This is a genomic window from Citrobacter sp. RHBSTW-00859, from assembly GCF_013729795.1.
GTDB lineage: Bacteria > Pseudomonadota > Gammaproteobacteria > Enterobacterales > Enterobacteriaceae > Citrobacter > Citrobacter braakii.
In genome coordinates, this window is sequence record NZ_CP056284.1 from 3444496 (window position 1) to 3470293 (window position 25798).

Here is a 25798-nt window from a genome sequence, read left to right on the forward strand (position 1 = left end):
GTATCCGCAGTGCTCTCCCTGCATAACCCTGTATTACCTGTGACCGGACCGGTTAGGGTTTATTGCATCTTCAAAAAAGCAATTTACTGATTTATTTATCAGCGGTATGACTTTGCTTTTTTTTCCGGAGTTATCAATTTCTCATTTGAGAAATTGAGGACCTGCTATTACCTAAAAATAAAGAGATGAAAATGTCAGAATTAAAAATTGCCGTAAGCCGTTCCTGTCCTGATTGTTTTTCTACGCAGCGTTCTTGCGTAAATATCGATGAAAGTAATTTTATTGATGTTGCTGCTATCGTGTTATCCATCAATGATATTGAACGTGGAAAACTCGATGAAATTGACGCCACCGGCTATGGAATTCCTGTTTTTATCGCCACCGAAAATGAAGAACGTGTTCCATCTGAACATCTGCCGCGGATCTCAGGTGTATTCGAATGTAATGAAGCCCGTACCGCCTTTTATGGCCGGCAGTTAGAAACCGCCGCCAGCCATTATGAAACGCAGTTACGTCCGCCGTTCTTCCGTGCGCTTGTCGACTATGTCAATCAGGGTAACAGCGCCTTTGATTGTCCTGGTCATCAGGGGGGCGAGTTTTTCCGTCGCCATCCTGCGGGTAATCAGTTTGTCGAATATTTCGGCGAAACACTTTTCCGCTCCGATTTGTGTAATGCCGATGTCGCAATGGGTGATCTGCTGATTCACGAAGGCTCTCCCTGCATCGCACAACAGCACGCAGCTAAAGTTTTCAACGCGGATAAGACCTACTTTGTACTGAACGGGACCTCCTCATCGAACAAAGTGGTGCTTAACGCATTGCTCACCCCAGGCGATCTGGTGTTATTCGACCGCAACAACCACAAGTCAAACCACCACGGCGCGTTATTGCAGGCCGGGGCAACGCCGGTATATCTGGAAACCGCGCGTAACCCGTACGGCTTTATCGGCGGGATCGACGCGCACTGCTTTGAAGAAGGCTATCTACGTGAACAGGTGAGTGAAGTTGCGCCACAACGTTCGAAAGATGAGCGTCCGTTCCGTCTGGCCGTGATTCAGTTAGGTACCTACGACGGCACAATCTATAACGCCCGTCAGGTGGTGGATAAGATCGGTCATCTGTGCGACTACATCCTGTTTGACTCCGCGTGGGTTGGCTATGAGCAGTTTATTCCGATGATGGCCGATTGCTCTCCGCTGTTGCTGGATCTTAACGAAAATGACCCCGGCATTCTGGTCACCCAGTCAGTGCACAAACAACAGGCAGGCTTCTCTCAGACTTCGCAGATCCACAAAAAAGACAGCCATATTAAAGGCCAGTCTCGCTACGTGCCTCATAAACGAATGAATAACGCGTTCATGATGCACGCCTCCACCAGCCCGTTCTATCCGCTCTTTGCCGCACTGGACATCAACGCCAAAATGCATGAAGGCGTCAGCGGGCGCAACATGTGGATGGACTGCGTCGTCAACGGAATTGATACTCGTAAGTTGATCCTGGAAAACTGCCACCATATCCGCCCGTTCGTGCCGGAGATAGTAGAGGGTAAACCGTGGCAGGCTTATCCCACCGCTGTAATCGCCAGCGACCTGCGTTTCTTCCATTTTGTCCCCGGTGAACACTGGCATGCTTTTGAAGGGTATGCCGAACACCAGTACTTTGTGGATCCATGCAAATTGCTGCTCACCACTCCGGGTATTAATGCACGTAACGGCGAATACGATACCTTCGGCGTTCCGGCTACCATTCTGGCTAACTTCCTGCGCGAAAATGGTGTGGTGCCCGAAAAATGCGACCTCAACTCCATCCTGTTCCTGCTGACCCCCGCAGAAGATATGGCGAAGTTGCAGCAGCTTGTCGCCCTGCTGGTACGTTTCGAAAAACTGCTGGAAGCCGATGCCCCGCTAGCCGAGGTTCTGCCTTCGATCTACAAGCAGCATGAAGCCCGTTACGCCGGTTACACCCTGCGCCAGCTGTGCCAGGAGATGCACGATTTGTATGCGCGTCACAACGTGAAGCAGCTCCAGAAAGAGATGTTCCGTAAGGCACATTTCCCGCGCGTCAGCATGAATCCCCAGGATGCCAACTATGCATATCTGCGTGGTGAAGTTGAACTGGTGCGTCTGCCGGACGCTGAAGGTCGCATCGCGGCAGAAGGCGCGCTGCCTTATCCTCCGGGCGTACTGTGTGTGGTTCCGGGTGAAATCTGGGGCGGTTCAGTATTACGTTACTTCAGCGCACTGGAAGAAGGAATCAATTTGCTACCGGGTTTTGCGCCTGAACTCCAGGGTGTCTACATCGAAGAACAAGACGGTCGTAAACAGGTGTGGTGCTACGTGATTAAGCAACAAAGCGCGCAACACGCTCTGTTGAAAGGGGAAATGTTATGAGCAAAGCCAAATCCAACAAAATGGGCGTCGTCCAGCTCACTATCCTGACCATGGTTAATATGATGGGATCCGGAATCATCATGTTGCCCACCAAGCTTGCGGAAGTCGGTACTATCTCGATCATCTCGTGGCTGGTGACTGCTGTCGGTTCAATGGCGCTGGCCTGGGCCTTCGCAAAATGCGGTATGTTCAGCCGTAAATCCGGTGGTATGGGTGGTTACGCTGAATACGCCTTTGGCAAATCCGGTAACTTTATGGCGAACTACACTTATGGCGTTTCGCTGTTAATCGCCAACGTGGCTATCGCCATCTCCGCCGTTGGCTACGGTACCGAGCTGTTTGGCGCCACACTGACACCGGTGCAGATTGGCCTGGCAACCATTGGTGTACTGTGGATCTGTACCGTGGCTAACTTTGGCGGGGCGCGCATTACCGGGCAGATCAGCAGCATCACCGTTTGGGGCGTCATTATTCCGGTTGTCGGTCTGTGTATCATCGGCTGGTTCTGGTTCAGTCCGACGCTGTACGCTAACTCCTGGAATCCACACCACGTCCCGTTCTTCACGGCTGTCGGCTCTTCCATTGCGATGACCTTGTGGGCTTTTCTGGGTCTGGAATCGGCCTGCGCCAACGCTGAAGTGGTAGACAATCCGGAACGCAACGTGCCCATCGCCGTATTGGGCGGTACGCTGGGCGCGGCGGTGATTTACATCATCTCCACCAACGTGATAGCCGGGATTGTGCCGAATATGGATCTGGCTAACTCTACAGCACCGTTCGGTTTAGCCTTCGCACAAATGTTCACCCCGGAAGTCGGTAAGGTGATCATGGCGCTGATGGTGATGTCCTGCTGCGGTTCACTGCTGGGCTGGCAGTTCACTATCGCTCAGGTATTCAAATCGTCGGCTGATGGGGGTTACTTCCCTAAAATCTTCTCTCGCGTGACCAAAGTAGACGCGCCGGTACAGGGGATGCTGGCTATCGTGATCATCCAGAGTGGTTTATCGCTGATGACTATCAGCCCGTCACTGAACAGTCAGTTCAACGTGCTGGTCAACCTGGCGGTGGTAACGAACATCATTCCGTATATTCTGTCGATGGCCGCGCTGGTAATTATTCAAAAAATGGCGAATGTTCCGTCGTCGAAAGCGAAACCGGCAAACTTCGTGGCGTTTGTTGGCGCATTGTACAGCTTCTATGCGCTCTACTCCTCTGGCGAAGAAGCAATGCTTTATGGTTCTATCGTGACCTTCCTCGGCTGGACGCTGTATGGCCTGGTATCACCGCGTTTTGAACTGAAAAATAAGCATAGTTAAATCCTGGCATAAAAAAGCCCGGTAGCGCTAACGCTTACCGGGCCTACAAAACGCGTCAGTACAAACAAGACTTACGCGTTTTTCAGCACTTCGCTGACAATCTCAACAGCTTCTTTTTCGATCTGCTTGCGATGTTCTTCACCAAGGAAGCTCTCGCAGTAGATTTTATAAGCGTCTTCAGTACCTGACGGACGCGCAGCAAACCAGCCGTTGTCAGTCATCACCTTCAGACCGCCGATAGAAGCACCGTTACCCGGTGCCGCCGTCAGACGTGCCGTGATCGGGTCGCCCGCCAGCGTGCTGGCACTCACCATTTCCGGAGACAGCTTAGACAGCGCCGCTTTCTGCGCGGAGGTCGCGCTTGCCTGCAGTCGGTTGTAGCTTGGCGCGCCGAAGCGGGCAGCCAGTTCGTTGTAGTGCTCTTGCGGATTCTTACCAGTCACTGCGGTAATTTCTGCCGCCAGCAGGCACATGATGATGCCGTCTTTGTCGGTTGACCACGGTGTACCGTCAAAACGCAGGAAAGAAGCGCCCGCGCTCTCTTCACCACCAAAGCCAAAGCTGCCGTCAAACAGACCGTCAACGAACCACTTAAAGCCAACCGGAACTTCGACCAGTTTACGCCCTAAATCATTCACTACGCGGTCAATCATCGCCGAAGAGACCAGCGTCTTACCAACGGCAACGTCTTTGCCCCACTGCGGACGATGCTGGAACAGGTAGTTGATCGCCACCGCCAGGTAGTGGTTCGGATTCATCAGGCCCGCCGGGGTGACGATACCGTGACGGTCGTAGTCCGGATCGTTGGCAAAGGCCAGATCGAACTTGTCACGCAGCGCCAACAGTCCCGCCATCGCGCACTCGGAGGAGCAGTCCATACGGATTGCGCCATCTTTGTCGAGATGCATAAAGCGGAAAGTCTGATCAACGTGATCGTTAACGATAGTCAGGTTCAGGTTGTAGTGCTTGGCAATACGCTTCCAGTATTCGATACCGGAACCGCCAAGCGGATCGACGCCCAGCGTCAGGCCCGCTTTCTGGATCGCCGCCATGTCGACGATGTCGGCCAGTCCTTCAACAAACGGCTGAACCAGGTCCTGCTCTTTTACATGACCAGATGCCAGCGCAGCGTCCAGCGACATACGCTTCACGCCTTGCAGACCATCAGCCAGCAGAGCGTTAGCCCTGTCTTCCACCACTTTGGTGACGTTAGTATCTGCCGGACCACCGTTTGGCGGGTTGTATTTAATGCCACCATCTTCCGGCGGGTTGTGGGATGGCGTGATCACAATGCCGTCAGCCAGCGGGCCGCCTTTTTTGTTGTGGACCAGGATAGCATTCGACACGGCAGGGGTTGGCGTAAAGCCGTTATTTTCCTGCACGATGACGTCCACGCCGTTCGCTGCCAGCACTTCCAGTACAGAGATAAAAGCCGGTTCAGACAGCGCGTGGGTATCCTTGCCCACGTAGCACGGGCCAGTGATCCCGTTTTTCGCACGTTCTTCAGCAATCGCCTGAGCGATAGCCAGAATATGCGGCTCGTTAAAACTATGACGACCTGCGCTGCCGCGATGTCCGGACGTACCGAACTTGACGGCGTGCTCAGCGTTCCCTGCTGTTGGTTTCAGTACATAGTACTGTGCCGTCAGTTGGGCGACGTTAATCAAATCACTCTGTTGCGCAGGTTGACCTGCACGGTTGTGGATTGCCATTGCCTGGTCCTTCTAATGCAAGGATTAAATTGTTCCGCAAACCTTTTCAATCAATTCCGCAGGGAATTGCATTGACTGCATGATGTGCTCAACCATGCTGCATTTACGGCCGGTATTGGTATTGGTGATCACCCAGTACGGCGTGCCTGGCACGTGTTTCGGTTTGGTTTGATTACCATTTTTCAGCAGCGTCTGTTCATCTGCTGCAAAATAAACGCGCGTACGACCATGCAACGATTCCGTTGCTTCGGCGAACGCGTTTTGATCCAGTGAATAGAGTGTAGACAGCACCAGCATAAAGCGATTTACTGCTTTCTTCTGCTCCGCATATTCGTCGGACAGCAGCAGTTCACGCATCGCGCGCACTTTATCTTTTACGGGGTTAACCGGCTTCGCTTCCACGACAGCTTGCACAGCGCGGACTTCTTTTACTACCGGAGTGACAGGCTGTGATGCGGCGGAAAACTTCAACATACGCCGTAAAATGTCGGATGCGCTCTCGCCGATATGCTTGGTGTGGCTGGCAATATAGCTATAGAGTTCATCATCAACTTCAATCGTTTTCATCTTAATCCAGTGCAGTGTTTAGCTGAATACAAGTTGTTGGGGTCAACACGCGTAGTGTAAAGGCAAATCCCAACAGCGGATAGCGTCAAGCCTGGTGGCTGGCAAAACTCAGAGTAACCGTAGTTGTTGCAGCCATGTGGCAGAATGGTCAACATGATACCCTAACCCGTGAGTGTGAAAAAAAGAACTTTGCCATGAAATTGAATATCCGAGCGCAATCTGCGCAAAAGCTGCACAATAATTCTCCCATCGTCCTGGTGCACGGCCTGTTTGGCAGTCTGGATAACCTGGGGATCCTGGCGCGCGATCTGGTGGCCGATCACGATATCATCCAGGTTGATATGCGAAATCATGGCCTCTCCCCGCGTTCACCTGAGATGAATTATCCGGCCATGGCGCAAGATCTGCTGGATACGCTGGACGATCAACAGATCGAAAAAGCGATCTTTATTGGTCACTCGATGGGGGGCAAAGCCGTCATGGCGTTAACCGCGTTGGCCCCGGAACGGGTCGAACGGTTGGTAGCCATCGACATTGCTCCCGTTGACTATCATGTTCGCCGTCACGATGAGATTTTTGCTGCCATTAACGCAGTAACTGACGCGCAGTCCTCTTCGCGTCAGCAGGCGGCGAGCGTCATGCGCCAGCATCTGCAAGAGGAAGGCGTGATCCAGTTTCTGCTCAAATCCTTCGTGGACGGCGAATGGCGCTTTAATGTTCCCGTGCTGTGGGAGCAATATCCTCATATTGTCGGCTGGGAGACCATCCCGGCGTGGGAACACCCGGCGCTGTTTATCCCCGGAGGCAACTCACCTTATGTAACCGAAGCGTATCGCGAACAGCTGCTGGCGCAATTCCCGCAGGCTCGGGCGCACGTTATTGCAGGCGCGGGCCATTGGGTGCATGCCGAAAAACCGGAGGCGGTACTGCGCGCCATCCGTCGTTATCTGAGCGAGCAGGCTAACTGATTAAAAACTCAGCGTCTGCGCGTGATTACGCGCGTGGGCGTTGGCGTGTCTCCCCTGCTGATGTATTATGGCGGGCTATCCATCCGGGCAGACGCCTGGCTGATTGTTTCCCCGAAGTCACCAAGATCATGGCCAAAGAACAAACGGACCGTACGACATTAGATCTGTTCGCGCAGGAGCGTCGCCCGGGACGACCCAAAACTAATCCGCTCTCGCGTGATGAACAGTTACGTATTAACAAACGTAATCAGCTTAAACGCGATAAAGTTCGCGGGCTTAAGCGTGTCGAACTGAAACTGAACGCTGATGCTGTTGACGCTCTGAACGAGCTGGCCGAGGCGCGCAACATGAGTCGCAGTGAACTCATCGAAGAGATGCTGATGAACCAACTCAGCGCATTGCGCGGTCAGGCTTAGTCTGAATTTCTGCTCTAAATCATAAATCGTGTAGCACAGAGTGCAGTCCTGCGTGTTTGCTGTTTCCGCATGCCTGACTGTTCTGCTATGATTGCCCTTATCCGTGGGCAATGCGCCACCACCATTTCAATAAGTTTCAAGAGGTTATTTTACTCATGGCAATCACTGGCATCTTTTTCGGCAGCGACACCGGTAACACCGAAAACATCGCAAAAATGATTCAAAAACAGCTTGGTAAAGACGTTGCCGATGTACATGACATTGCAAAAAGCAGCAAAGAAGACCTCGAAGGGTATGACATTTTGCTGCTCGGCATTCCAACCTGGTACTACGGTGAAGCGCAGTGTGACTGGGACGATTTCTTCCCTACCCTCGAAGACATTGATTTTAACGGCAAACTGGTTGCATTGTTCGGCTGTGGCGACCAGGAAGATTACGCAGAATATTTCTGCGATGCGTTGGGTACAATTCGCGACATCATCGAACCGCGCGGCGCAACCATCGTTGGTCACTGGCCAACGGCGGGTTATCACTTTGAAGCGTCCAAAGGCCTGGCTGACGACGACCACTTTGTGGGTCTGGCCATTGATGAAGATCGCCAGCCTGAATTGACCGCCGAACGCGTAGAAAAATGGGTTAAGCAGATCTCTGAGGAGCTGCACCTCGACGAAATCATCAATGCCTGATTTTGTGTGGCGCAGATTTCCATCTGCGCCACATCAATAGATAAAACCAATCAAAATAATTGCTACAAATTTGTAACTTTTTCGTCTGACCCTGTACAATGGCCGGATGCCAATCGGGTATTGCACAGTGTGTTTGTCGGCGATACCACGTTTTGATTAACAATATATGCCAGAGACTTGCAGTTTTCATTTAGCCATGGCAGTTCTATAATGAATCGCATTATCTCAAGTGCAATTTCTGTCACTTCTGTTAATGAAGTGAATCGTTTAGCTACAGGACAGATTCCGCATGACTGACAACAATACCGCATTAAAGAAGGCTGGCCTGAAAGTAACGCTTCCTCGTTTAAAAATTCTGGAAGTTCTTCAGGAACCGGATAACCATCACGTCAGTGCGGAAGACTTATACAAACGTCTGATCGATATGGGTGAAGAAATTGGTCTGGCGACCGTGTATCGCGTGCTGAACCAGTTTGATGATGCCGGTATCGTGACCCGCCATAATTTTGAAGGTGGTAAATCCGTCTTCGAACTGACTCAACAGCATCATCACGATCACCTCATCTGCCTCGACTGCGGCAAAGTGGTCGAGTTCAGCGATGATTCCATCGAGGCGCGCCAGCGTGAGATTGCGGCTAAACATGGTATTCGTTTAACCAACCATAGCCTCTATCTTTACGGTCACTGCGCCGAAGGCGATTGCCGCGAAGATGAGCATGCTCACGACGGTAAATAATGTGATGCTTTCTGAAAAGCCAACCATTCGGTTGGCTTTTTTTATGGGCGTTATCACCCCTTTTCCCCTTCCCTCCACTCCTGTGTTGCTTTAATGTAAAATCAATAGTCCCTTCCCGGAGAGTCGAAATGGAACTTCGCCAGCTACGCTATTTTGTTCGCATTGTAGAAACCGGCAGCATGGGTAGCGCGGCGCTCGATCTCAATTTTGGGGTTTCGGCACTCAGCCAGCAAATGTCCCGCCTGGAAAACGAACTCGCTATTCGCCTGCTGCAGCGCACCTCGCGTGGCGTGACGCCCACCAGCGCCGGACTGGCTTTTTACTCCCAGGCGCAACTGGCGCTCCGCCACGCAGACGATGCAATCCTCGCCGCGCGAGAGTCCCGGCTTTCCGGGCACGTCAGCGTCGGTATGGCCCCCAGTACCGCTTCCGTTCTCGGCATGCCTTTTATTAACGCCATGCGGGAAAGCTATAGTGATGTCCGCCTGCATGTGGTGGAAAGCCTCTCTGGCAACCTGGAACGGATGATTAATACCCGCCAGATTGATCTGGCCGTGGTATTTCAGAAAGAAAAGATCCTGCGCTGGAGCGCCAGACCGATTCTCGAAGAGCGCCTGTTTTTGATTGGGACTCATGCCTTACTGGCCGATATTGCCGATGACAATATTGCGCCAGCCCAGTTGGCAAGTATCCCATTGATAATGCCCAGCCCAGGCCACGGTCTGCGCGGCAGGCTGGAAGCAATTTGTCAGGAACACGCGCTGCGCATTGAGATCGCCACAGAAATTGATGGTCTGGCGCTGCTAATGCGCGCCGTTCGCAGTGGAATCGGCGCTACTCTCCAGCCCGGCGCGGCGATTTCCCATCTCGATAAAGAGACGCTAAGAGTGATCGGCGTCCATAATCCAATACTGAGTCGCCCCAACTTTCTGGTCAGCCTCTCGGACGATGAGCTAACCCCCGCGGGCCTCGCCGCCCGCGTGGTGTTAACAAAAGTGATGCATCAACTGGTGGAAGCAGGAAGCTGGCCAGGCGCCATCCTTTACAATAACTAAAGCCCTCTTTAGCACTTCGTCATAGCGCCCGCACAAGCTGTGCGTATACATTTCAATTACAAATTTAACAATTAGTTAAATGGTAATGGAGTATACGATGGTTGATGTTCTGGTGATTGGCGGTGGCAATGCCGCGTTATGTGCTGCCCTAACCGCCCGGGAGCAAGGAGCTTCGGTACTCCTGCTCGAAGCGGCTCCACGGGAATGGCGCGGGGGAAATTCTCAACACACGCGTAATCTGCGCTGTATGCATGACGCGCCGCAGGATGTGCTGGTGGAAAGCTATCCTGAAGAGGAGTTCTGGCAGGATTTACGGCGCGTCACCGAGGGAAATACTAACGAAGCCCTGGCGCGTCTGGTGATCCGCACCTCTTCACAATGCCGCGACTGGATGCGCCAACACGGCGTTAATTTTCAACCTCCTCTCTCCGGCGCTTTACACGTAGCGCGAACCAACGCCTTTTTTATGGGGGGCGGGAAAGCCCTCGTGAATGCCTATTATCGCAGCGCAGAAAAGTTAGGCGTGCAAATCCGCTATAACACACCAGTGCAGGCGCTTGAACTGCATAACGGTGAGTTTGTGGCAGCGCTGGCAGGCGAAGAGCGCATAACCGCTAAGTCCTGCGTGCTTGCCGCTGGCGGATTTGAGTCAAACCGCGAATGGCTGCGCGAAGCCTGGGGAGAGAACGCCCGCGGCGAGTGGCCTGCGGATAACTTCCTGATTCGCGGCACGCGCTTTAATCAGGGCGTACTGCTTAAATTTATGATGGATGCCGGGGCGGACATCATCGGCGCCCCCTCCCAGTCACACTGCGTCGCCATTGATGCCAGAGCGCCATTATATGATGGCGGGATTTGCACCCGCGTGGACTGCGTTTCACTCGGCATTGTAGTCAACCGTGACGCAGAACGTTTTTATGATGAAGGCGAAGATTTCTGGCCCAAACGCTACGCCATTTGGGGACGCCTGGTCGCCCAACAGCCAGGACAGATTGGCTATTCCATTATCGACAGTAAAGCCATCGGCCACTTTATGCCACCGGTATTCCCCGGCGCACAGGCGAATACGCTGGCGGAGTTGGCGCATCAGTTGGGGCTGGATACCGAACGCTTTACCCACACCGTGACGGCGTACAACAACGCCTGCCAGCCAGGTCAGTTCGACCATACCGTCCTGGACAACTGCACGACGAAGAAGTTAACCCCCGCGAAAACACACTGGGCGCGACCGCTGGACCAGCCACCTTACTACGGCTATGCCCTGCGGCCAGGGATCACCTTCACCTATCTTGGGTTAAAAGTGAACGAACGCGCTGCCGTACACTTTGCCGGGCAGCCAAGCCGCAACCTGTTCGTCGCCGGAGAGATGATGGCGGGCAACGTGTTGGGCAAGGGTTACACCGCTGGCGTGGGCATGTCGATCGGGACAACCTTTGGCCGCATTGCCGGAAAAGAAGCCGCGCTGGCAGCACGTAAGGAGGCACGTCATGAAGCAGCTTGAGAAACTGATCATCGAAGCACAAATTATCACCGAGCCGGAAGCAGAAGTTGAACGTGTGATGCAGGTCTGTAACGCCTGCCGCTATTGTGAAGGTTTTTGCGCCGTGTTCCCGGCAATGACTCAGCGCCTGGAATTCGGTAAAGCGGATATCAATTATCTGGCTAACTTGTGCCATAACTGCGGCGCCTGCCTGCACGCGTGTCAGTACGCCCCACCTCATGAATTTGCCATCAACGTACCGAAGGCGATGGCGGAAGTGCGGCTCGAAACCTATCAGCACTACGCGCAACCCGCCGCCTTTGGCGCGCTTTATCGTCGCGCAGGCATCACCGTGACGCTGGCACTGGTTTTCGGTCTGATCCTGTTTTTACTCCTCGCCATGAGTTTAAAGGGCTCGTTATTCCCTCCTCCGTTAGCCGGGGATTTTTATCAGATTTTCCCGCATAACCTGTTCGCATGGATGTTTGGTTCGGTATTTATTCTGGCGATAGGTCTGCTGATGGCGGGCGTTCTGCGCTTCTGGCGCGAAATCTCTCCGGGTGTGCCGCGTTCCGCCGAAATTGCTGAAGCCTCACACAATGCGCTGACGCTGAAGTATCTCGATGGTGGGCATGGCAAAGGTTGTAACGAAGCAGATGATGCCTTCACCCTGATGCGCCGCCGTTTCCATCACTTCACCTTCTACGGTTTTATGCTCTGCTTTGCCGCCACCGTGGTGGCAACGGGCTATCACTACTTTGCAGGTATAGAAGCGCCCTATCCGTTCTTCAGCGTTCCGGTAATGCTGGGCACGTTGGGCGGCATTGGCCTGGTTGTCGGCCCAGCTGGCTTACTATGGCTCAATTTTAAGCGCTCACCGCTGCATGGCGACGCACGGCAAAAACCGATGGATCGCGGTTTTATTTTGCTGCTGCTCCTGACCAGTCTGACCGGTTTAGCGCTGCTGGCGGGAAGAGACACCTCCTGGATGGCTATTTTGCTCGCCATTCACCTCGGCGTGGTCATGGCGCTCTTTCTGACCATTCCTTATGGAAAATTTGCCCACGGATTTTACCGCTGCGCAGCCTTACTCAAGTGGGCGATTGAGAAACGGCGCGGCAAACAGGCGGGGGTCGCAGGCGACTAACCCGCAATCTCTTACCTCTATAAATATTATGATAAGACAGTGGAGCAAACCCAATGACACAACAACCATCGCGCGCCGGAACTTTCGGCGCAATACTGCGGGTAACCAGCGGTAATTTCCTCGAACAGTTTGACTTTTTTCTGTTCGGTTTTTACGCCACCTATATCGCAAAGACCTTCTTTCCTGCAGAGAGTGAATTTGCCGGGCTAATGTTAACTTTCGCCGTGTTTGGTTCAGGTTTCTTAATGCGGCCTGTTGGCGCAATAGTGCTGGGTGCTTACATCGACAGAATTGGTCGCCGTAAAGGACTGATGGTGACGCTGGCGATTATGGGCTGCGGTACCCTGCTGATTGCCCTGGTACCCGGTTATCACAGTATTGGTCTGCTGGCCCCTGTCCTGGTATTACTCGGTCGATTATTACAGGGCTTTTCTGCAGGGGTGGAGCTGGGCGGCGTCTCGGTTTATCTTTCTGAAATCGCCACCCCTGGCAATAAAGGCTTCTACACCAGTTGGCAGTCCGCCAGTCAACAGGTCGCCATTGTGGTGGCGGCTCTGATTGGTTACGGCCTGAACGCCACCCTGGGACACGATGAGATCTCTGAATGGGGCTGGCGTATTCCATTCTTTATTGGTTGCATGATTATTCCTTTGATCTTCGTGCTCCGCCGCTCGCTTCAGGAAACAGACGCCTTTTTACAACGTACGCACCGTCCCGACACCAGGGAAATTTTTACTACCATCATCAAAAACTGGCGTCTCATCGCTGCGGGTACGCTGCTGGTGGCGATGACCACAACGACGTTTTACTTTATTACCGTTTACACACCGACCTACGGTAGGGCTGTACTTCACCTGAGCGCTCGCGACAGCCTGATCGTCACCATGCTGGTCGGTATTTCTAATTTTATCTGGCTGCCGATTGGCGGGGCGATTTCTGACCGAATTGGTCGTCGTCCGGTGTTGATGGGGATTACCATCCTTGCACTGATCACCACCTGGCCGGTTATGCACTGGCTCACCGCCGCGCCAGATTTCACGCGCATGACGCTGGTTCTGCTTTGGTTCTCGTTCTTTTTTGGTATGTACAACGGGGCAATGGTCGCCGCACTCACTGAGGTGATGCCTGTCTATGTGCGTACGGTGGGTTTTTCACTGGCATTCAGTCTTGCCACGGCGATTTTTGGCGGCCTTACGCCAGTCATATCCACAGCGCTGGTCCAGCTAACCGGGGATAAAAGCTCACCGGGGTGGTGGCTGATGTGTGCGGCACTTTGCGGGCTCGCCGCCACGGCAATGCTGTTTGTCCGGCTGAGTCGTAATTATCAACCGGTGGAATATAAACCCTGAAATGCAAACGGGCGGAAAACTCTCCGCCCGTTGTCTGTTTCATTTTTCGATTTACTGCGCAGTATTCTTGCTACGAATTTCCTGCCAGACCTTGTCGCAATCAGCATTAACGGACTGACCATTACCCGTGCGCGTAGCCTGGATGCATTGCTGATAATCAAGTACGCGTACGCTTTCTTCATTGGCAAACTGCTGATGCTGCTTTTCTTTCTTCAGCACATTCAACACGCTTTGGCAGGCTTCGATTTTCTCCGGCGATCCTTGCGCGGTAGTAATGCACGCGCTGTAGGCTTCTTTCAGACGGCTGTCTTCTTTTGGTGCCGGGGATTGCGCGCAAGCCACCAGCCCGGATGCCATAACAGCGATGAGTATCAGTTTTTTCATAGCACTTTCCTCAACGATGCGGCAGGCGCCCGGCCTGCCGCTGTTGGCATTAGAAGATGGTGAACGGAGCAATAACGATGAATTTCACGTCGCGCTCATCCTGGAAGATGTTGCCGTAACCACCGCCCCAGCTCGGAATGTCTGAATGGTTGTCGTACTGGGTGAAGTGCAGTTTAAACATGGTGCCCTTCGCACGCCCCTCTTGCAGGGTATAGACCGCATCCAGGCTGTAAGAAGATTCTTCGATAGTCCGGTTTTTGTCGTAGTACGCATCCGGATTGATCTGCCAGGTTGATGGCTTGGCATCCCATGCGTAAACGTAGGACGCGCCCACTGCCCAGCCCGGCAAATTCCAGTTCTTCAGGTCATACATTGCGCCGAAGAAGACAGCCTTTTCGCCGTTGGCGTTGAAGTCGGAACGGTTATCCCACCAGATATCCAGGCGACCGTTTGATGAGGCGTAGGTCGGGGTCATACGCTGCAGGAAGTACCCCTGCTGCCCGTCCGCTTTAACCCAGGTCCCTTCCAGACGCAGGTCAACCACTTCCGCCACTTTGTAGCCAAAGGTCAGCGCCTGCAGCCAGGCCGTACCGTCATAAATATCGTTCACGGTGCGATCATCAACTTTGTCGCGCGCGCCGTAGAACTGGTAGCTGGTGGTAAACGGGTTACCGCCTAAATCGAATTTATAGCTGGCTTTTGCAAAGTACTGATCGACGTAGCCTTCAGACTGACCAAATGCGGCTTCCAGCAACAGGTTATTTTTGAAGTCATATTTCGCGCCGATTGAGTGCAGATAATCTACGCTGGTCTTTTTATCAGCCTGATAGAATTTATCGACTTCAGTGTGCCATGGTGCTTTATATTCGTTGGCCCACATATAGGAGAAGCTCAGTGCACCAGCATCACCATAGTCGAAGTTGGCTCCGGCTTCAGCACCCTGATAGGTACCTGGCATAAAGCTCCAGTGCGGAGCCAACAGAGTCTGTCCGGTTGGTTGAATGTAACCGGCGCGCGCCCAGGTTGGGCCGAATTTAAATTTGGCTGCTGCTTTATAAAGGCTAATTCCGCTCTTATCGCCGGAGTAATCTTCATCATAGCCTTTATTTTTTGACGAGAATGCAATTTCGTTTGGATGGCCGCTTTCGCTACTTTCGTTCATTTCAATAGCGGTAAATGCTGCGATATCAATACCAAACATATCAGCCGCATAACCGGACTGGAAGTCGAGGTTAGCGTTCCAGGTGGAGTGAGAAAGGTTGGTTTTGTATTTGTCGTGATCGGTCACATCTTTACGGTCACGCTCACGCTGCCAGTAATAGATGCCGCCGGTTAAGGTTGAGTCATCAATAAATCCTTCGGCGTGTACCTGGGGAGCGACAACGAAACCCGACATTGCTGTGATACCGGCGATAGCCAGCGCCAGCGTACTACGTTTGCCACTAAACGTACGCATATGTTAATCCTCTTTGACGTATAACCCTTCGTTTTTCAAGCTGCATCGGTGTTGGCTTTACTCGGCCTTTGGCCTCGCCCCTTCGGGGACAGCGCACGCGCTGCGTCTCCGCCTTGATGCAACTCGAAATCCATTGGGTATAAAATGCTGTCGACAAAAGCGGACAGCGAAAAAACAAAAATTAAAAAAGTAGCGCTGAGAAAACCTCAGTGACTACAATGAATAGACTATTTTTCGCGACGCGAATTATCAATCTCTTTCTGTAAGGAGTATGTAATAGTATGAGCAACCGCACATATTTTCTTGTTTTCTGTTACATTTTGCTTTGGGAGTAAAAAAAGTCACAAAAACAAGAAAAAACACTTTATATACATATAGATATCTTCAATTTTATTATTATATATATAATTCAACCCTTAATAATTATCTTTGCATTCGCAAAACAAATTAATTCTCGAACGTCATTAATTCGCTCTGCAAACAGAACGTTCGAGCTCCTGAATTCACTCTCCGTCGTTGATGTGACCGTCCTCGGATTTTCCACACAAATACACTCACTTTATAAGGTTTTTATTGACAGCTACCGGGTGTCCCATTATTCAAAGATGCAGGTTATACGTATAAGTTGATAAATAAATGACAAAACGCATCACGCAGAAAGACGTTGCGGCCCTGGCTGGCGTTTCACAGGCAGTGGTATCCGTGGTACTCACCAAAGGAAATCACACCTACCCACAGGAGACAGTGAGCCGGGTTGAGCAAGCGGCTAATCAGCTGGGATATATACCGAACCGTTTTGCACAAGCGCTGAAAACCAATAAAACCATGTCGATCGCCTGCATCGTGCCGGATATCGCCAACCCTTTTTATGCCTCACTCGTCCGTGGCGTTCAGTCGGTGACGGATAGGTATCACTACGATGCGATCGTGGCCAGCACCGATGGATTACGGGAAAGAGAGCTGCATTTTTTGCGCTGGTCAGCGCAGGGGCGGGTCGACGCCGTGGTGGGGACATTTTTTAACGTCGGGATGAAAGATTTTGCCCCGTATCTTCAGGCAGGGATCCCGATTGCACGTATTGAAGCCAGAATGAAAAAAAACGGCCCGCTACCGCTGCATAATGTTTATATCGACAACGCCGCTGCCGCGCGCAGCGCCGTCGAATATCTGCTGGCACAGGGGCACCGAAATATCACGATGATCGCCAGCGCTGGCGGTCCTGAGCCTGCCAGAGTGGAAGGATATCGCCAGGCGATGACCCAGGCTGGCCGCCTTCCGCGCATCAAAATTCTGCCAGGTTTTAACGAACAGAGCGGCTATCAGATCGCGATGCAGCTGATTAATGACGGCACGCTCCCGGATGCGATTTTCGCCGCCAACGATTTAATGGCTATCGGCGTGATGCGTGCCGCAAGGGAGAAAGGCATCACGATCCCGGAGCAGCTTGCGGTGATGGGGTTCGATGATATTCCCGCCGCCGGGCTGGTGACCCCTTCCCTGACCACTATCGCCCAGTACCCGGAGCAGCTTGGGCAAAAAGCGGCCGCCCTCCTCCTGGCGCAAACCGATATCACCGTACCGCTCCAGGGCAGCACCACAGAAATGCCCTGGGGCCTGGTAAAAAGAGAATCCGCCTGAACGGCTGATAAAACACCACACAAGGATCAAACAGATGGATTTGCCTTCAGATTATGAGTCGCGCGTTTATGCAGGGGTGTTAGGGAAATTAATCGGCGTCTACCTTGGCCGCCCTTTCGAAGGGTGGACCTACGAAAAAATTATGCAGGAGCTGGGGCCGATCCAGTATTACGTCCACGAAAAATTTAACCGTCCGCTGGTTGTCACCGACGATGATGTCGCCGGAACCTTTACCTTTATCCGCGCACTGGAAGATTATGCCCTGCCGCCGGATCTGAGCGCGGAACAGATGGGTCACTGCTGGCTTAATTACATCATTGATAAACGCACCATTCTCTGGTGGGGCGGCAACGGTAATTCGACGGAACACACCGCCTGGCTGAATCTCAAAAAAGGCATTCCGGCTCCGCTAAGCGGAGCCATTGCGACCAACGGGAAAACGATTGCCGAACAGATTGGCGCACAAATCTTTATTGATAGCTGGGCGCTTGTCGCACCGGGACAACCCCGTCTGGCGGCAGAACTTGCCAAAAATGCCGCCAGCGTGAGCCATGACGGTGAAGCGGTGTATGCCGCTATGCTCTGGGCGGCGATGGAATCACAGGCCTTTATCTGCCAGGAGATCGAACAGCTTATTGACGTCGGACTATCCGTGATCCCGGCAGAGTCGCAAATAGCCCAGCTGGTTGGCGATATCCGTCGCTGGCGACGGGAAGATAACGACTGGCAGACGACCCGCCAGCGAATCGACGACAACTATGGCTATCACAAATATCCCAGCAATTGTCACATCATCCCTAATCATGCGCTGATGATTATGGCGATCCTTTACGCGCCGGACGACTTCCAGCAGGCCCAGTGCATTGTCAATACGTCAGGATGGGACACTGACTGCAATGCGGGGAATGTCGGCTGTCTGTCCGGCATTATGCTGGGACTCCAGGGTATTGACGCAGGCCCGGACTGGCGCGGGCCGCTGGCGGACAGAATGCTGATCTCCTCAGCCGACGGGGGGTTCTCCATAAACAACGCCGTGCGGATCACCGATTACCTGGTCGGGCTGGGACACCAGATTGCCGGTCTGCCGCGCCCTGAAGCCAAAAAATCCGGCGCGCAGTACCATTTCTCACTACCGGGCAGCGTGCAGGGTTTCCGCTGGCTTAATGAAGAAAATGCGGCCGCGGTTGAGGTTAAGAATGAGGCGCACCTGGGGCGGCAGATGTTGAGTCTGCACTATCGCCATCTTGCGCCCGGACTTCATGCCAGCGTGACCACGCAAACCTTTACCCCGCCTGAAATCGTGGAAATGCGCAGCTACGATTTAATGGCTACCCCACTTATCTACCCAGGCCAGCGTCTTCAGGCCACCCTGATTGCGCCACCAGATAACACATCCGCGTTAAACGTGCGGCTCTGCTACCGGGTTTATGATGACAACAATCAGCTGACGCCCCAGTACGGCGACGCGCAGAGCATAGCCCCGGGTGAATCGCTAACGCTGGCGTTGGATCTCCCGGACTGCCAGGGCCAACCGATCGGCGAGATTGGCGTAACAATCAGCACAGATGCCCGCGTTGCCCGCGGTCGCCTGCTCATCGACAGTATGCGCTGGGACGGCGCACCTGAGCTGACCCTGCGTAAACCCACAGGGGAAACTAATTTTTGGTGGCGAGCCTGGGTAAACGGCGTGGATCTCTTTTCACGCCACTATCCCACCAGCTTTCGCATCTCCAAAGAGTACGACGAGGGATTGATTATTCACGGAACGCGGCAGTGGGATAACTACCGCGTTCAGAGTGACATTACGCTGCATTCAGGGGAGTACGGCGGTCTGGCTTTTCGGGTGCAGGGGATGAGGCGCTATTACGCCGCGCGCATCCTGCGCGACGGAAAATTCCAAATCGTCCGCGTGCGCGACACCAGCACCAAAATTCTGGCAGAAGCGGCTTTGTCCGACGTGTACGAGCGCCCTGTGTCGTTCGATATCAGCGTCAACGGGCAGATTATCTCCGCGACCGTTGACGGTAAAACGCTGCACGTGGAGGACGCTGAACACGAAGCCTTGATGGATGGCGGGATCGGTTTACTGATTTGTGCAGGTGCGCTGTCGACGGACGCTATCCATATCAGTGCCAGTTGTTAATTAACGGAAATGGACGACAACAAAGGATTAAAAATGAACATACCAAAAACAATGCTGGCGCTGATAACCGCCGTTTTGCTTTCAGGCTGTGAGGATAAACCGCAGCAGGTGACCATCGAATTTATGCACTCCGCCGTTGAGCAGGAGCGCCAGACCGTCATTGCCGGGATCATCAACCGCTTTCAGCAAGAGAATCCGGATATTATTGTGAAGCAGGTTCCCGTCGAAGAGGATGCCTATAATACCAAAATCATTACCCTTGCCCGCTCAGGATCACTGCCGGAGGTCGTCGAGGTCAGCCATGACTATGCCAAAGTCATGGATAAAGAGCAGCTTATCGACCACAAAGCGGTGAAAACGCTGATCGACAGGCAAGGCGAAAGCGCCTTCTACGACGGCGTGCTGCGCATTGTTCGAACCGAAGACGGAACAGCCTATACCGGCGTGCCGATCAGCGCCTGGCTGCAGGGAGTCTGGTATCGGAAATCGGTACTGGCTAAAGCGGGAATCGACGAACCCAAAAACTGGACGCTACTGCTGGACGCGGCACGCAGGCTGACCGACAGCACCAGTAAAAAATATGGCATCGCGCTGCCGACGGCTGAAAGCGTCATGAGCGAACAAACCTTCTCTCAGTTCGCACTTTCAAACGGTGCCAATGTGTTCAACGCAAACGGCGACATCACGGTTAACTCAGCGGAAATGCAGGCCTCGCTGAACTATTATCGCGAACTGGCCCGCTATACCATGCCTGGCTCGAACAACGTAACAGAGATCAAAGACGCCTTTATGAACGGCACCGCGCCGATGGCGGTCTATTCGACCTATATCCTGCCAGCGATTTATCAGGATGGTTCACTGGCGGATTTAGGCTTTGTCGTGCCGAGCGAAAAATCACCTGCCGTATTTGGCGTTATCACATCATTAACGCTCACAGCCGGTCAGACTGAGGCAGAAACGAAAGCCGCCGAAAAATTTGTCAGCTTTATGGGACAGGCGCAGAACGCGGCTGACTGGGTATTGATGTCGCCGGGGGCGATGCTGCCAGTGACGAAGGCCGCCGCGCAAAACGTCAACTGGAAGGACAACCCTGCCGTCAAAGTCTTTGGAACTCTCCCTGAACAGCTGATTGCCCAGTACCCGAATATGCAGGTCTTTGGATCGGTCGGCGAGAAGAACTTTACGCGGATGGGGGATATTACCGGCTCCATGATCCTCAGTGAAATGGTCAATCAGGCGACGGTGGGTAAGCAGGAGACATCGGTGGTGCTGGAACGCAGCCAGCAGCGGGTTCAGGCGTTAATGCAGCATAAATAAAACAGAAAAATCCGCCTCAAACGTCGCGTTGGCGGCGTTTGAGGCAGTGTGGCAGGAATTACCCGCCGACTTTAGCCCACGTATCGCGCAGACCTACAGTACGGTTAAATACCAGCTTGTCAGCCGTTGCATAGCGGCTGTCCAGGCAGAAGTAGCCTTCACGCTCAAACTGGAACGCTTTACCTGCAATCGCAGCCTGCAGTGACGGCTCACCGTAGCCCTGCTTAATGACCAGCGATTCCGGGTTGATAACGGACAGGAAGTCTTCCGCCGCACCTGGGTTTGGCACGCTAAACAGACGATCGTACAAACGGATTTCAATCGGCAGCGCATGGGACGCGCTCACCCAGTGAATAACACCTTTTACTTTACGGCCATCAGCCGGATCTTTGCTCAGGGTGTCGGCATCGTAGGTGCAGAAAATGGTGGTGATATTCCCTTCTGCATCTTTCTCTACACGTTCAGCCTTGATCACGTAAGCATTGCGCAGACGTACTTCTTTGCCCATCACCAGACGCTTGTACTGCTTGTTCGCTTCTTCGCGGAAGTCTGCGCGATCGATCCAAATTTCACCGCTAAACGGCACTTCACGGCTGCCCATTTCCGGTTTGTTCGGATGGTTAGGCATGGTAACCAACTCACTTTCGCCCTGCGGGTAGTTTTCGATAACCAGTTTCACCGGATCGATAACTGCCATCGCGCGCGGGGCGTTTTCGTTCAGATCTTCGCGAATGCAGGACTCCAGAGAAGCGATCTCAATGGTGTTATCCTGCTTGGTCACGCCAATGCGTTTGCAGAACTCACGAATAGCGGCAGCAGTATAACCACGACGACGCAGGCCAGAAATCGTCGGCATACGCGGATCGTCCCAGCCTTCAACGTGCTTGTCGGTCACCAGCAGGTTCAGCTTGCGTTTGGACATCACGGTGTATTCCAGATTCAGGCGCGAGAATTCGTACTGGCGCGGGTGAACCGGAATGGTGATGTTGTCCAGCACCCAGTCGTACAAACGACGGTTATCCTGGAACTCCAGCGTACACAGTGAATGCGTAATGCCTTCCAGCGCATCGCTGATGCAGTGGGTAAAATCGTACATCGGGTAGATGCACCACTTGTTGCCGGTCTGGTGGTGTTCGGCGAACTTAATACGGTACAGCACCGGATCGCGCATCACGATAAACGGCGAAGCCATATCGATTTTCGCGCGCAGGCAGGCTTTACCTTCTTCAAAACCACCGGTACGCATTTTTTCGAACAGTGCCAGGTTCTCTTCGACGCTACGATCGCGGAACGGGCTGTTTTTACCTGGCTGCGTCAGAGTGCCGCGGTATTCGCGGATCTCCTCCGCTGACAGTTCATCAACGTACGCCAGGCCTTTATTAATAAGCTCTACCGCATAGGCGTGAAGCTGATCGAAGTAATCCGAAGAGTAGCGAATATCGCCAGTCCAGTGGAAACCTAACCATTCAACGTCGTTTTTAATCGACTCAACGTACTCGATATCTTCTTTAACCGGGTTCGTATCATCAAAACGCAGGTTGCACTGGCCCTGGTAATCTTGCGCAATGCCAAAGTTCAGACAAATGGATTTCGCGTGGCCAATGTGCAGATAGCCATTTGGCTCCGGCGGAAAACGTGTATGGATAGTGGTGTGCTTACCACTGGCCAGATCTTCATCGATGATCTGACGAATAAAGTTACTCGGGCGGGCTTCAGCCTCACTCATCGTGGATTCCTCAAAGCGTAAACAACGTATAACGGAACATGATCTTATAAGCGACGTCAGGAGACAACTATTAGTTGCACAAAAAAGGTGTTTCAACAGGATATATGAGGGTATTTGCTGCAAAAAAAAGCGGCGGAGGAATATACCCCGCCGCTTAAGGCACTTAACTCACTTTACTCAGGAGCAGTTATTTACCTTTAATCTCATACAGTGGTGTTTGACCAGCAACCACATGACCTTCGGCTTTAATGACCAGAGCACCGAAATCATCGCTGTTGCTGCACACAACCGGGCTAATCATGGAACGTGCGTTAGCGTTCAGGAACTCCAGATCCATTTCCAGAATCGGTTGACCTGCAGTCACTTCCGTACCTTCTTCAACCAGACGCTTAAAGCCTTTACCTTCCAGCGCTACTGTATCGATGCCCATGTGGACCACGATTTCCGCGCCTTTAACGGTTTCCAGACAGAACGCATGGTTAGTGTTGAAGATTTTCACGATGGTGCCGGCAGCCGGAGCAACCACGATTTTATCCGTTGGCTTCACCGCCACACCGTCGCCTACAGCTTTGCTGGCGAAGGCTTCATCAGGTACCTGCTCCAGCGCAACCACGTCACCGGTAATCGGAGAAACTAAAGTTTCAACGGTTACAGCGTTCGCTACAGCTTGCGGTTTAGCAACCGGAGCCGCTGCTGCTGGCGCACTTTCACCAGACGCTGCAGCCACCGGGCCACGCGCGACAACTTTCTTCATTTCGTCGCCGATAGATTCGGCCTTCGCACCCACGATGACCTGGATAGTTTGCTTGTTCAGCTTAACCACTCCAGATGCGCCTAAACGTTTACACATCGCATCATTTACGCGACCGGAGTCGGCAACGGTCAGACGCAGACGAGTGATACAGGCATCAATCGCTTTCAGGTTATCGGTACCGCCAACTGCTGCAATGTAGTTGGTTGCCAGTTGAGCCAGACCTTCTTCAGTGTTGCTGTTCGCTTCTTCAGTAACGATATCGTCTTCTTTATCTTCACGGCCCGGCGTTTTCAGGTTAAACATACGAATAACCGCGCTGAACAACACAAAGTAAATGACGAAGAACACCAAGCCCATCACGACCAGCATCCAGACGTTCTGACTCGCCGCCGGCAGGTTGTACATCAACACGTAGTCGATAGCCCCTGCGGAGAAGGAGAAGCCCGCGTGGATCCCCAGCAGTGTTGCAACGAACAGGCTGATACCCGTTAACAGTGCGTGCAGGAGGTACAGCAATGGCGCCAGGAACATGAACAGGAATTCCAGCGGCTCGGTAACACCGGTCAGGAACGCGGTGATCGCAACGGACAACAGCATACCGCCAACCATCGGACGACGTGCTTTCGGAGCGGCGAAGTACATTGCCAGCGCCGCACCCGGCAGACCAAACATCATGATCGGGAAGAAACCAGACATGAACATACCCGCAGTGCCGTCACCCGCGTAGAAGCGGTTGATGTCACCGTGGAATACGGTACCTGCAGCGTTAGTGAATTCACCAATCTGGAACCAGGCGATGGTGTTCAGCACCTGATGCAGACCGGTTGGGATCAGCAGACGGTTGATGAAACCAAAGATACCGGAACCCAGCGCGCCAGCGCCTACGATCCACTCACCTCCCGCATGGATGGCGTTCTGCACCGGCGGCCACACGTAGCCGAAGATAGCAGCCAGCACCAGACAGAAGAAGCCAGTGGCGATCGGCACGAAGCGTTTGCCGCCAAAGAAGCTCAGGAAGTCAGGTAGTTTGATACCAGACCAACGGTTATATACCGCACCGCCGACCAGACCAGTGATGATACCTGCCAGCACGCCCATGTTGATGGCCGGGTTAATGGTAACCATTGCTTTGGTCAATATGAAATAACCAACCGCACCCGCCAGCGCTGCAGCACCCGCGCTGTCTTTTGACCAGCTGGAAGCCACACCGATAGCGAAAATTAACGCCAGGTTATCAAAGATGGCCCCACCCGCTTGCGCGATGAAGGGTACGTTAAGTAAATCTGGTTGGCCGAATCGCAGCAGCAGTGCCGCGACTGGCAGCACAGCGATGGGGAGCTGTAACGCCCTACCCAGCCGCTGGAAAAAACCTAAAATATTCATTTTATTCCCCCTACGAGACCCCGATTAGGCTTCTTTGAAGCCATATTTTTATTGTGCGACCATTCCTGACAGCAAGATTCTGGAACAACAATATTAACCATTCATCTACATTCAGAGTGTGTGAAAATTTAATTCGTATCGCAAATTAAATGCGTGTTTTTTGTGATTCCAGTCACCAAATATCGTTATTAACCCTCCCTTCCACTGGCTAACTACGAAAACTTATTTTATCATTCAAAAAATCGAAACGGATTGATCCTTACCGATGCAAAACCAGGTTACGCTTAATACTGCACAGAGACTCAATCCGCCAATTGCTTACATTTACTTTTGAGGTGAAGAATGAGACTGATCCCCCTGAATACCGCTGAACAAGTCGGCAAATGGGCTGCTCGCCATATCGTTAACCGTATTAACGCGTTCAAACCAACGGCTGATCGTCCGTTCGTTTTGGGCCTGCCGACTGGCGGTACTCCGCTGACAGCCTACAAAGCATTGGTTGAAATGCACAAAGCGGGCCAGGTAAGCTTCAAGCATGTTGTAACGTTCAATATGGACGAATATGTTGGCCTGCCGAAAGAGCATCCGGAAAGCTACCATAGCTTCATGCATCGCAACTTCTTTGATCACGTTGATATTCCAGCAGAAAACATCAACCTCCTCAATGGTAACGCACCGGATATTGATGCAGAATGCCGTCAGTATGAAGAGAAAATCCGTTCTTACGGTAAAATCCACCTGTTTATGGGCGGCGTAGGCAACGATGGTCACATCGCGTTCAACGAACCAGCCTCTTCTTTGGCTTCCCGTACCCGCATCAAAACGCTGACTCACGACACGCGTGTTGCGAACTCACGCTTCTTTGACGGCGACGTCAGCCAGGTGCCTAAATATGCGCTGACCGTTGGCGTGGGCACCCTGCTGGATGCTGAAGAAGTGATGATCCTGGTACTGGGCCACCAGAAAGCGCAGGCGCTGCAAGCCGCCGTTGAAGGCAACGTTAACCATATGTGGACCATCAGCTGTCTGCAGCTGCATCCGAAAGCCGTTGTGGTCTGCGATGAGCCTTCCACCATGGAACTGAAAGTGAAGACGCTGAAATACTTTAACGAGTTAGAAGCGGAAAATATTAAAGGTCTGTAATTGATATCTCCGCCCTGTCGATAAGTTGCAGG

General features: G+C 52.7%; 21 protein-coding genes. 15 read left to right on the forward strand and 6 right to left on the reverse strand.

The window, feature by feature from the left end; translation table 11 throughout:
* The first annotated feature begins 191 nt into the window (after window positions 1-191).
* Together speF and potE are read left to right on the forward strand one after the other, a co-directional pair.
* Window positions 192-2390 carry an ornithine decarboxylase SpeF gene (speF, locus tag HV302_RS17235; RefSeq protein ID WP_181626340.1) on the forward strand — a complete coding sequence of 733 codons (2199 nt, stop codon included), beginning with the start codon at window positions 192-194 and terminating at the stop codon, window positions 2388-2390.
* Window positions 2387-3706 carry a putrescine-ornithine antiporter gene (gene potE / locus HV302_RS17240; protein ID WP_016155987.1) on the forward strand — a complete coding sequence of 440 codons (1320 nt, stop codon included), beginning with the start codon at window positions 2387-2389 and terminating at the stop codon, window positions 3704-3706. Before speF ends, potE begins: the two co-directional genes overlap by 4 nt.
* 71 nt (window positions 3707-3777) lie before the next feature.
* Here potE and pgm read toward each other — a convergent pair whose 3' ends face one another.
* Window positions 3778-5418: a phosphoglucomutase (alpha-D-glucose-1,6-bisphosphate-dependent) gene (pgm, locus tag HV302_RS17245; RefSeq protein WP_016152262.1), complete on the reverse strand. Its 1641-nt coding sequence runs from the start codon at window positions 5416-5418 to the stop codon at window positions 3778-3780.
* Window positions 5419-5442: 24 nt separating this feature from the next.
* Complete coding sequence (gene seqA, locus HV302_RS17250) at window positions 5443-5985, reverse strand: replication initiation negative regulator SeqA (RefSeq protein ID WP_016152261.1); 543 nt, start codon at window positions 5983-5985, stop codon at window positions 5443-5445.
* A 194-nt stretch (window positions 5986-6179) separates the two neighbouring features.
* Between seqA and ybfF the strand changes: the two genes are divergently transcribed.
* The 9 genes from ybfF (at window position 6180) to HV302_RS17295 (ending at window position 13822) form a co-directional block, all read left to right on the forward strand.
* Window positions 6180-6953: an esterase gene (gene ybfF / locus HV302_RS17255; RefSeq protein ID WP_181626341.1), complete on the forward strand. Its 774-nt coding sequence runs from the start codon at window positions 6180-6182 to the stop codon at window positions 6951-6953.
* Between the two features lie 128 nt (window positions 6954-7081).
* Window positions 7082-7369 carry a LexA regulated protein gene (gene ybfE, locus HV302_RS17260; RefSeq protein WP_003022842.1) on the forward strand — a complete coding sequence of 96 codons (288 nt, stop codon included), beginning with the start codon at window positions 7082-7084 and terminating at the stop codon, window positions 7367-7369.
* Window positions 7370-7524: 155 nt separating this feature from the next.
* Window positions 7525-8055: a flavodoxin FldA gene (gene fldA, locus HV302_RS17265; RefSeq protein WP_003022839.1), complete on the forward strand. Its 531-nt coding sequence runs from the start codon at window positions 7525-7527 to the stop codon at window positions 8053-8055.
* A gap of 210 nt (window positions 8056-8265) precedes the next feature.
* Window positions 8266-8352, forward strand: a complete 87-nt coding sequence (locus tag HV302_RS17270; RefSeq protein WP_049259739.1) for a ryhB-regulated fur leader peptide — start codon at window positions 8266-8268, stop codon at window positions 8350-8352.
* Window positions 8345-8791 carry a ferric iron uptake transcriptional regulator gene (gene fur / locus HV302_RS17275; protein WP_003022836.1) on the forward strand — a complete coding sequence of 149 codons (447 nt, stop codon included), beginning with the start codon at window positions 8345-8347 and terminating at the stop codon, window positions 8789-8791. The genes HV302_RS17270 and fur overlap by 8 nt, the downstream gene beginning before the upstream one ends.
* A gap of 128 nt (window positions 8792-8919) precedes the next feature.
* A complete protein-coding gene (tcuR, locus tag HV302_RS17280) occupies window positions 8920-9846 on the forward strand; it encodes a tricarballylate utilization LysR family transcriptional regulator TcuR (RefSeq protein WP_181626342.1) in 927 nt (308 codons plus the stop codon).
* A 97-nt stretch (window positions 9847-9943) separates the two neighbouring features.
* Entirely contained in the window at window positions 9944-11347 is a 1404-nt protein-coding gene (gene tcuA / locus HV302_RS17285; RefSeq protein ID WP_181626343.1) for an FAD-dependent tricarballylate dehydrogenase TcuA, read from the forward strand.
* Window positions 11334-12473, forward strand: a complete 1140-nt coding sequence (gene tcuB, locus HV302_RS17290; RefSeq protein WP_181626344.1) for a tricarballylate utilization 4Fe-4S protein TcuB — start codon at window positions 11334-11336, stop codon at window positions 12471-12473. Before tcuA ends, tcuB begins: the two co-directional genes overlap by 14 nt.
* 53 nt (window positions 12474-12526) lie before the next feature.
* Window positions 12527-13822: an MFS transporter gene (locus HV302_RS17295; RefSeq protein WP_047501723.1), complete on the forward strand. Its 1296-nt coding sequence runs from the start codon at window positions 12527-12529 to the stop codon at window positions 13820-13822.
* Window positions 13823-13873: 51 nt separating this feature from the next.
* On the opposite strand, the gene chiQ is transcribed toward HV302_RS17295, so the two are convergent.
* Together chiQ and chiP are read right to left on the reverse strand one after the other, a co-directional pair.
* On the reverse strand, window positions 13874-14206 hold the full coding sequence (chiQ, locus tag HV302_RS17300) for a ChiQ/YbfN family lipoprotein (RefSeq protein WP_016155980.1): 333 nt from the start codon (window positions 14204-14206) through the stop codon (window positions 13874-13876).
* A 49-nt stretch (window positions 14207-14255) separates the two neighbouring features.
* A complete protein-coding gene (chiP, locus tag HV302_RS17305; RefSeq protein WP_016152254.1) occupies window positions 14256-15662 on the reverse strand; it encodes a chitoporin ChiP in 1407 nt (468 codons plus the stop codon).
* A gap of 636 nt (window positions 15663-16298) precedes the next feature.
* Here chiP and HV302_RS17310 point away from each other — a divergent pair.
* The 3 genes from HV302_RS17310 to HV302_RS17320 are packed head-to-tail and all read left to right on the forward strand — an operon-like array spanning window position 16299 to window position 20760.
* Entirely contained in the window at window positions 16299-17300 is a 1002-nt protein-coding gene (locus HV302_RS17310) for a LacI family DNA-binding transcriptional regulator (protein ID WP_181626345.1), read from the forward strand.
* A gap of 34 nt (window positions 17301-17334) precedes the next feature.
* Window positions 17335-19443 carry an ADP-ribosylglycohydrolase family protein gene (locus HV302_RS17315; RefSeq protein WP_181626346.1) on the forward strand — a complete coding sequence of 703 codons (2109 nt, stop codon included), beginning with the start codon at window positions 17335-17337 and terminating at the stop codon, window positions 19441-19443.
* A gap of 33 nt (window positions 19444-19476) precedes the next feature.
* Window positions 19477-20760, forward strand: coding sequence for an ABC transporter substrate-binding protein (locus tag HV302_RS17320; RefSeq protein WP_181626347.1), 1284 nt, complete (start codon window positions 19477-19479; stop codon window positions 20758-20760).
* A 58-nt stretch (window positions 20761-20818) separates the two neighbouring features.
* Here HV302_RS17320 and glnS read toward each other — a convergent pair whose 3' ends face one another.
* Complete coding sequence (gene glnS / locus HV302_RS17325) at window positions 20819-22486, reverse strand: glutamine--tRNA ligase (RefSeq protein WP_046274597.1); 1668 nt, start codon at window positions 22484-22486, stop codon at window positions 20819-20821.
* Window positions 22487-22673: 187 nt separating this feature from the next.
* Window positions 22674-24623 carry a PTS N-acetyl glucosamine transporter subunit IIABC gene (gene nagE / locus HV302_RS17330; protein WP_181626348.1) on the reverse strand — a complete coding sequence of 650 codons (1950 nt, stop codon included), beginning with the start codon at window positions 24621-24623 and terminating at the stop codon, window positions 22674-22676.
* A gap of 342 nt (window positions 24624-24965) precedes the next feature.
* Between nagE and nagB the strand changes: the two genes are divergently transcribed.
* Window positions 24966-25766 carry a glucosamine-6-phosphate deaminase gene (gene nagB / locus HV302_RS17335; protein WP_003022803.1) on the forward strand — a complete coding sequence of 267 codons (801 nt, stop codon included), beginning with the start codon at window positions 24966-24968 and terminating at the stop codon, window positions 25764-25766.
* Window positions 25767-25798 lie beyond the last annotated feature (32 nt).

Coding starts and splice junctions, on each gene's coding strand:
- glnS (WP_046274597.1), bottom strand. CDS start 22,486: ATGAGTGAGGCTGAAGCCCGCCCGAGTAACTTTATTCGTCAGATCATC.
- fldA (WP_003022839.1), top strand. CDS start 7,525: ATGGCAATCACTGGCATCTTTTTCGGCAGCGACACCGGTAACACCGAA.
- ybfF (WP_181626341.1), top strand. CDS start 6,180: ATGAAATTGAATATCCGAGCGCAATCTGCGCAAAAGCTGCACAATAAT.
- HV302_RS17310 (WP_181626345.1), top strand. CDS start 16,299: ATGACAAAACGCATCACGCAGAAAGACGTTGCGGCCCTGGCTGGCGTT.
- tcuA (WP_181626343.1), top strand. CDS start 9,944: ATGGTTGATGTTCTGGTGATTGGCGGTGGCAATGCCGCGTTATGTGCT.
- chiQ (WP_016155980.1), bottom strand. CDS start 14,206: ATGAAAAAACTGATACTCATCGCTGTTATGGCATCCGGGCTGGTGGCT.
- HV302_RS17295 (WP_047501723.1), top strand. CDS start 12,527: ATGACACAACAACCATCGCGCGCCGGAACTTTCGGCGCAATACTGCGG.
- tcuB (WP_181626344.1), top strand. CDS start 11,334: ATGAAGCAGCTTGAGAAACTGATCATCGAAGCACAAATTATCACCGAG.
- potE (WP_016155987.1), top strand. CDS start 2,387: ATGAGCAAAGCCAAATCCAACAAAATGGGCGTCGTCCAGCTCACTATC.
- seqA (WP_016152261.1), bottom strand. CDS start 5,985: ATGAAAACGATTGAAGTTGATGATGAACTCTATAGCTATATTGCCAGC.
- HV302_RS17315 (WP_181626346.1), top strand. CDS start 17,335: ATGGATTTGCCTTCAGATTATGAGTCGCGCGTTTATGCAGGGGTGTTA.
- chiP (WP_016152254.1), bottom strand. CDS start 15,662: ATGCGTACGTTTAGTGGCAAACGTAGTACGCTGGCGCTGGCTATCGCC.
- pgm (WP_016152262.1), bottom strand. CDS start 5,418: ATGGCAATCCACAACCGTGCAGGTCAACCTGCGCAACAGAGTGATTTG.
- fur (WP_003022836.1), top strand. CDS start 8,345: ATGACTGACAACAATACCGCATTAAAGAAGGCTGGCCTGAAAGTAACG.
- tcuR (WP_181626342.1), top strand. CDS start 8,920: ATGGAACTTCGCCAGCTACGCTATTTTGTTCGCATTGTAGAAACCGGC.
- nagE (WP_181626348.1), bottom strand. CDS start 24,623: ATGAATATTTTAGGTTTTTTCCAGCGGCTGGGTAGGGCGTTACAGCTC.
- nagB (WP_003022803.1), top strand. CDS start 24,966: ATGAGACTGATCCCCCTGAATACCGCTGAACAAGTCGGCAAATGGGCT.
- ybfE (WP_003022842.1), top strand. CDS start 7,082: ATGGCCAAAGAACAAACGGACCGTACGACATTAGATCTGTTCGCGCAG.
- HV302_RS17270 (WP_049259739.1), top strand. CDS start 8,266: ATGAATCGCATTATCTCAAGTGCAATTTCTGTCACTTCTGTTAATGAA.
- HV302_RS17320 (WP_181626347.1), top strand. CDS start 19,477: ATGAACATACCAAAAACAATGCTGGCGCTGATAACCGCCGTTTTGCTT.
- speF (WP_181626340.1), top strand. CDS start 192: ATGTCAGAATTAAAAATTGCCGTAAGCCGTTCCTGTCCTGATTGTTTT.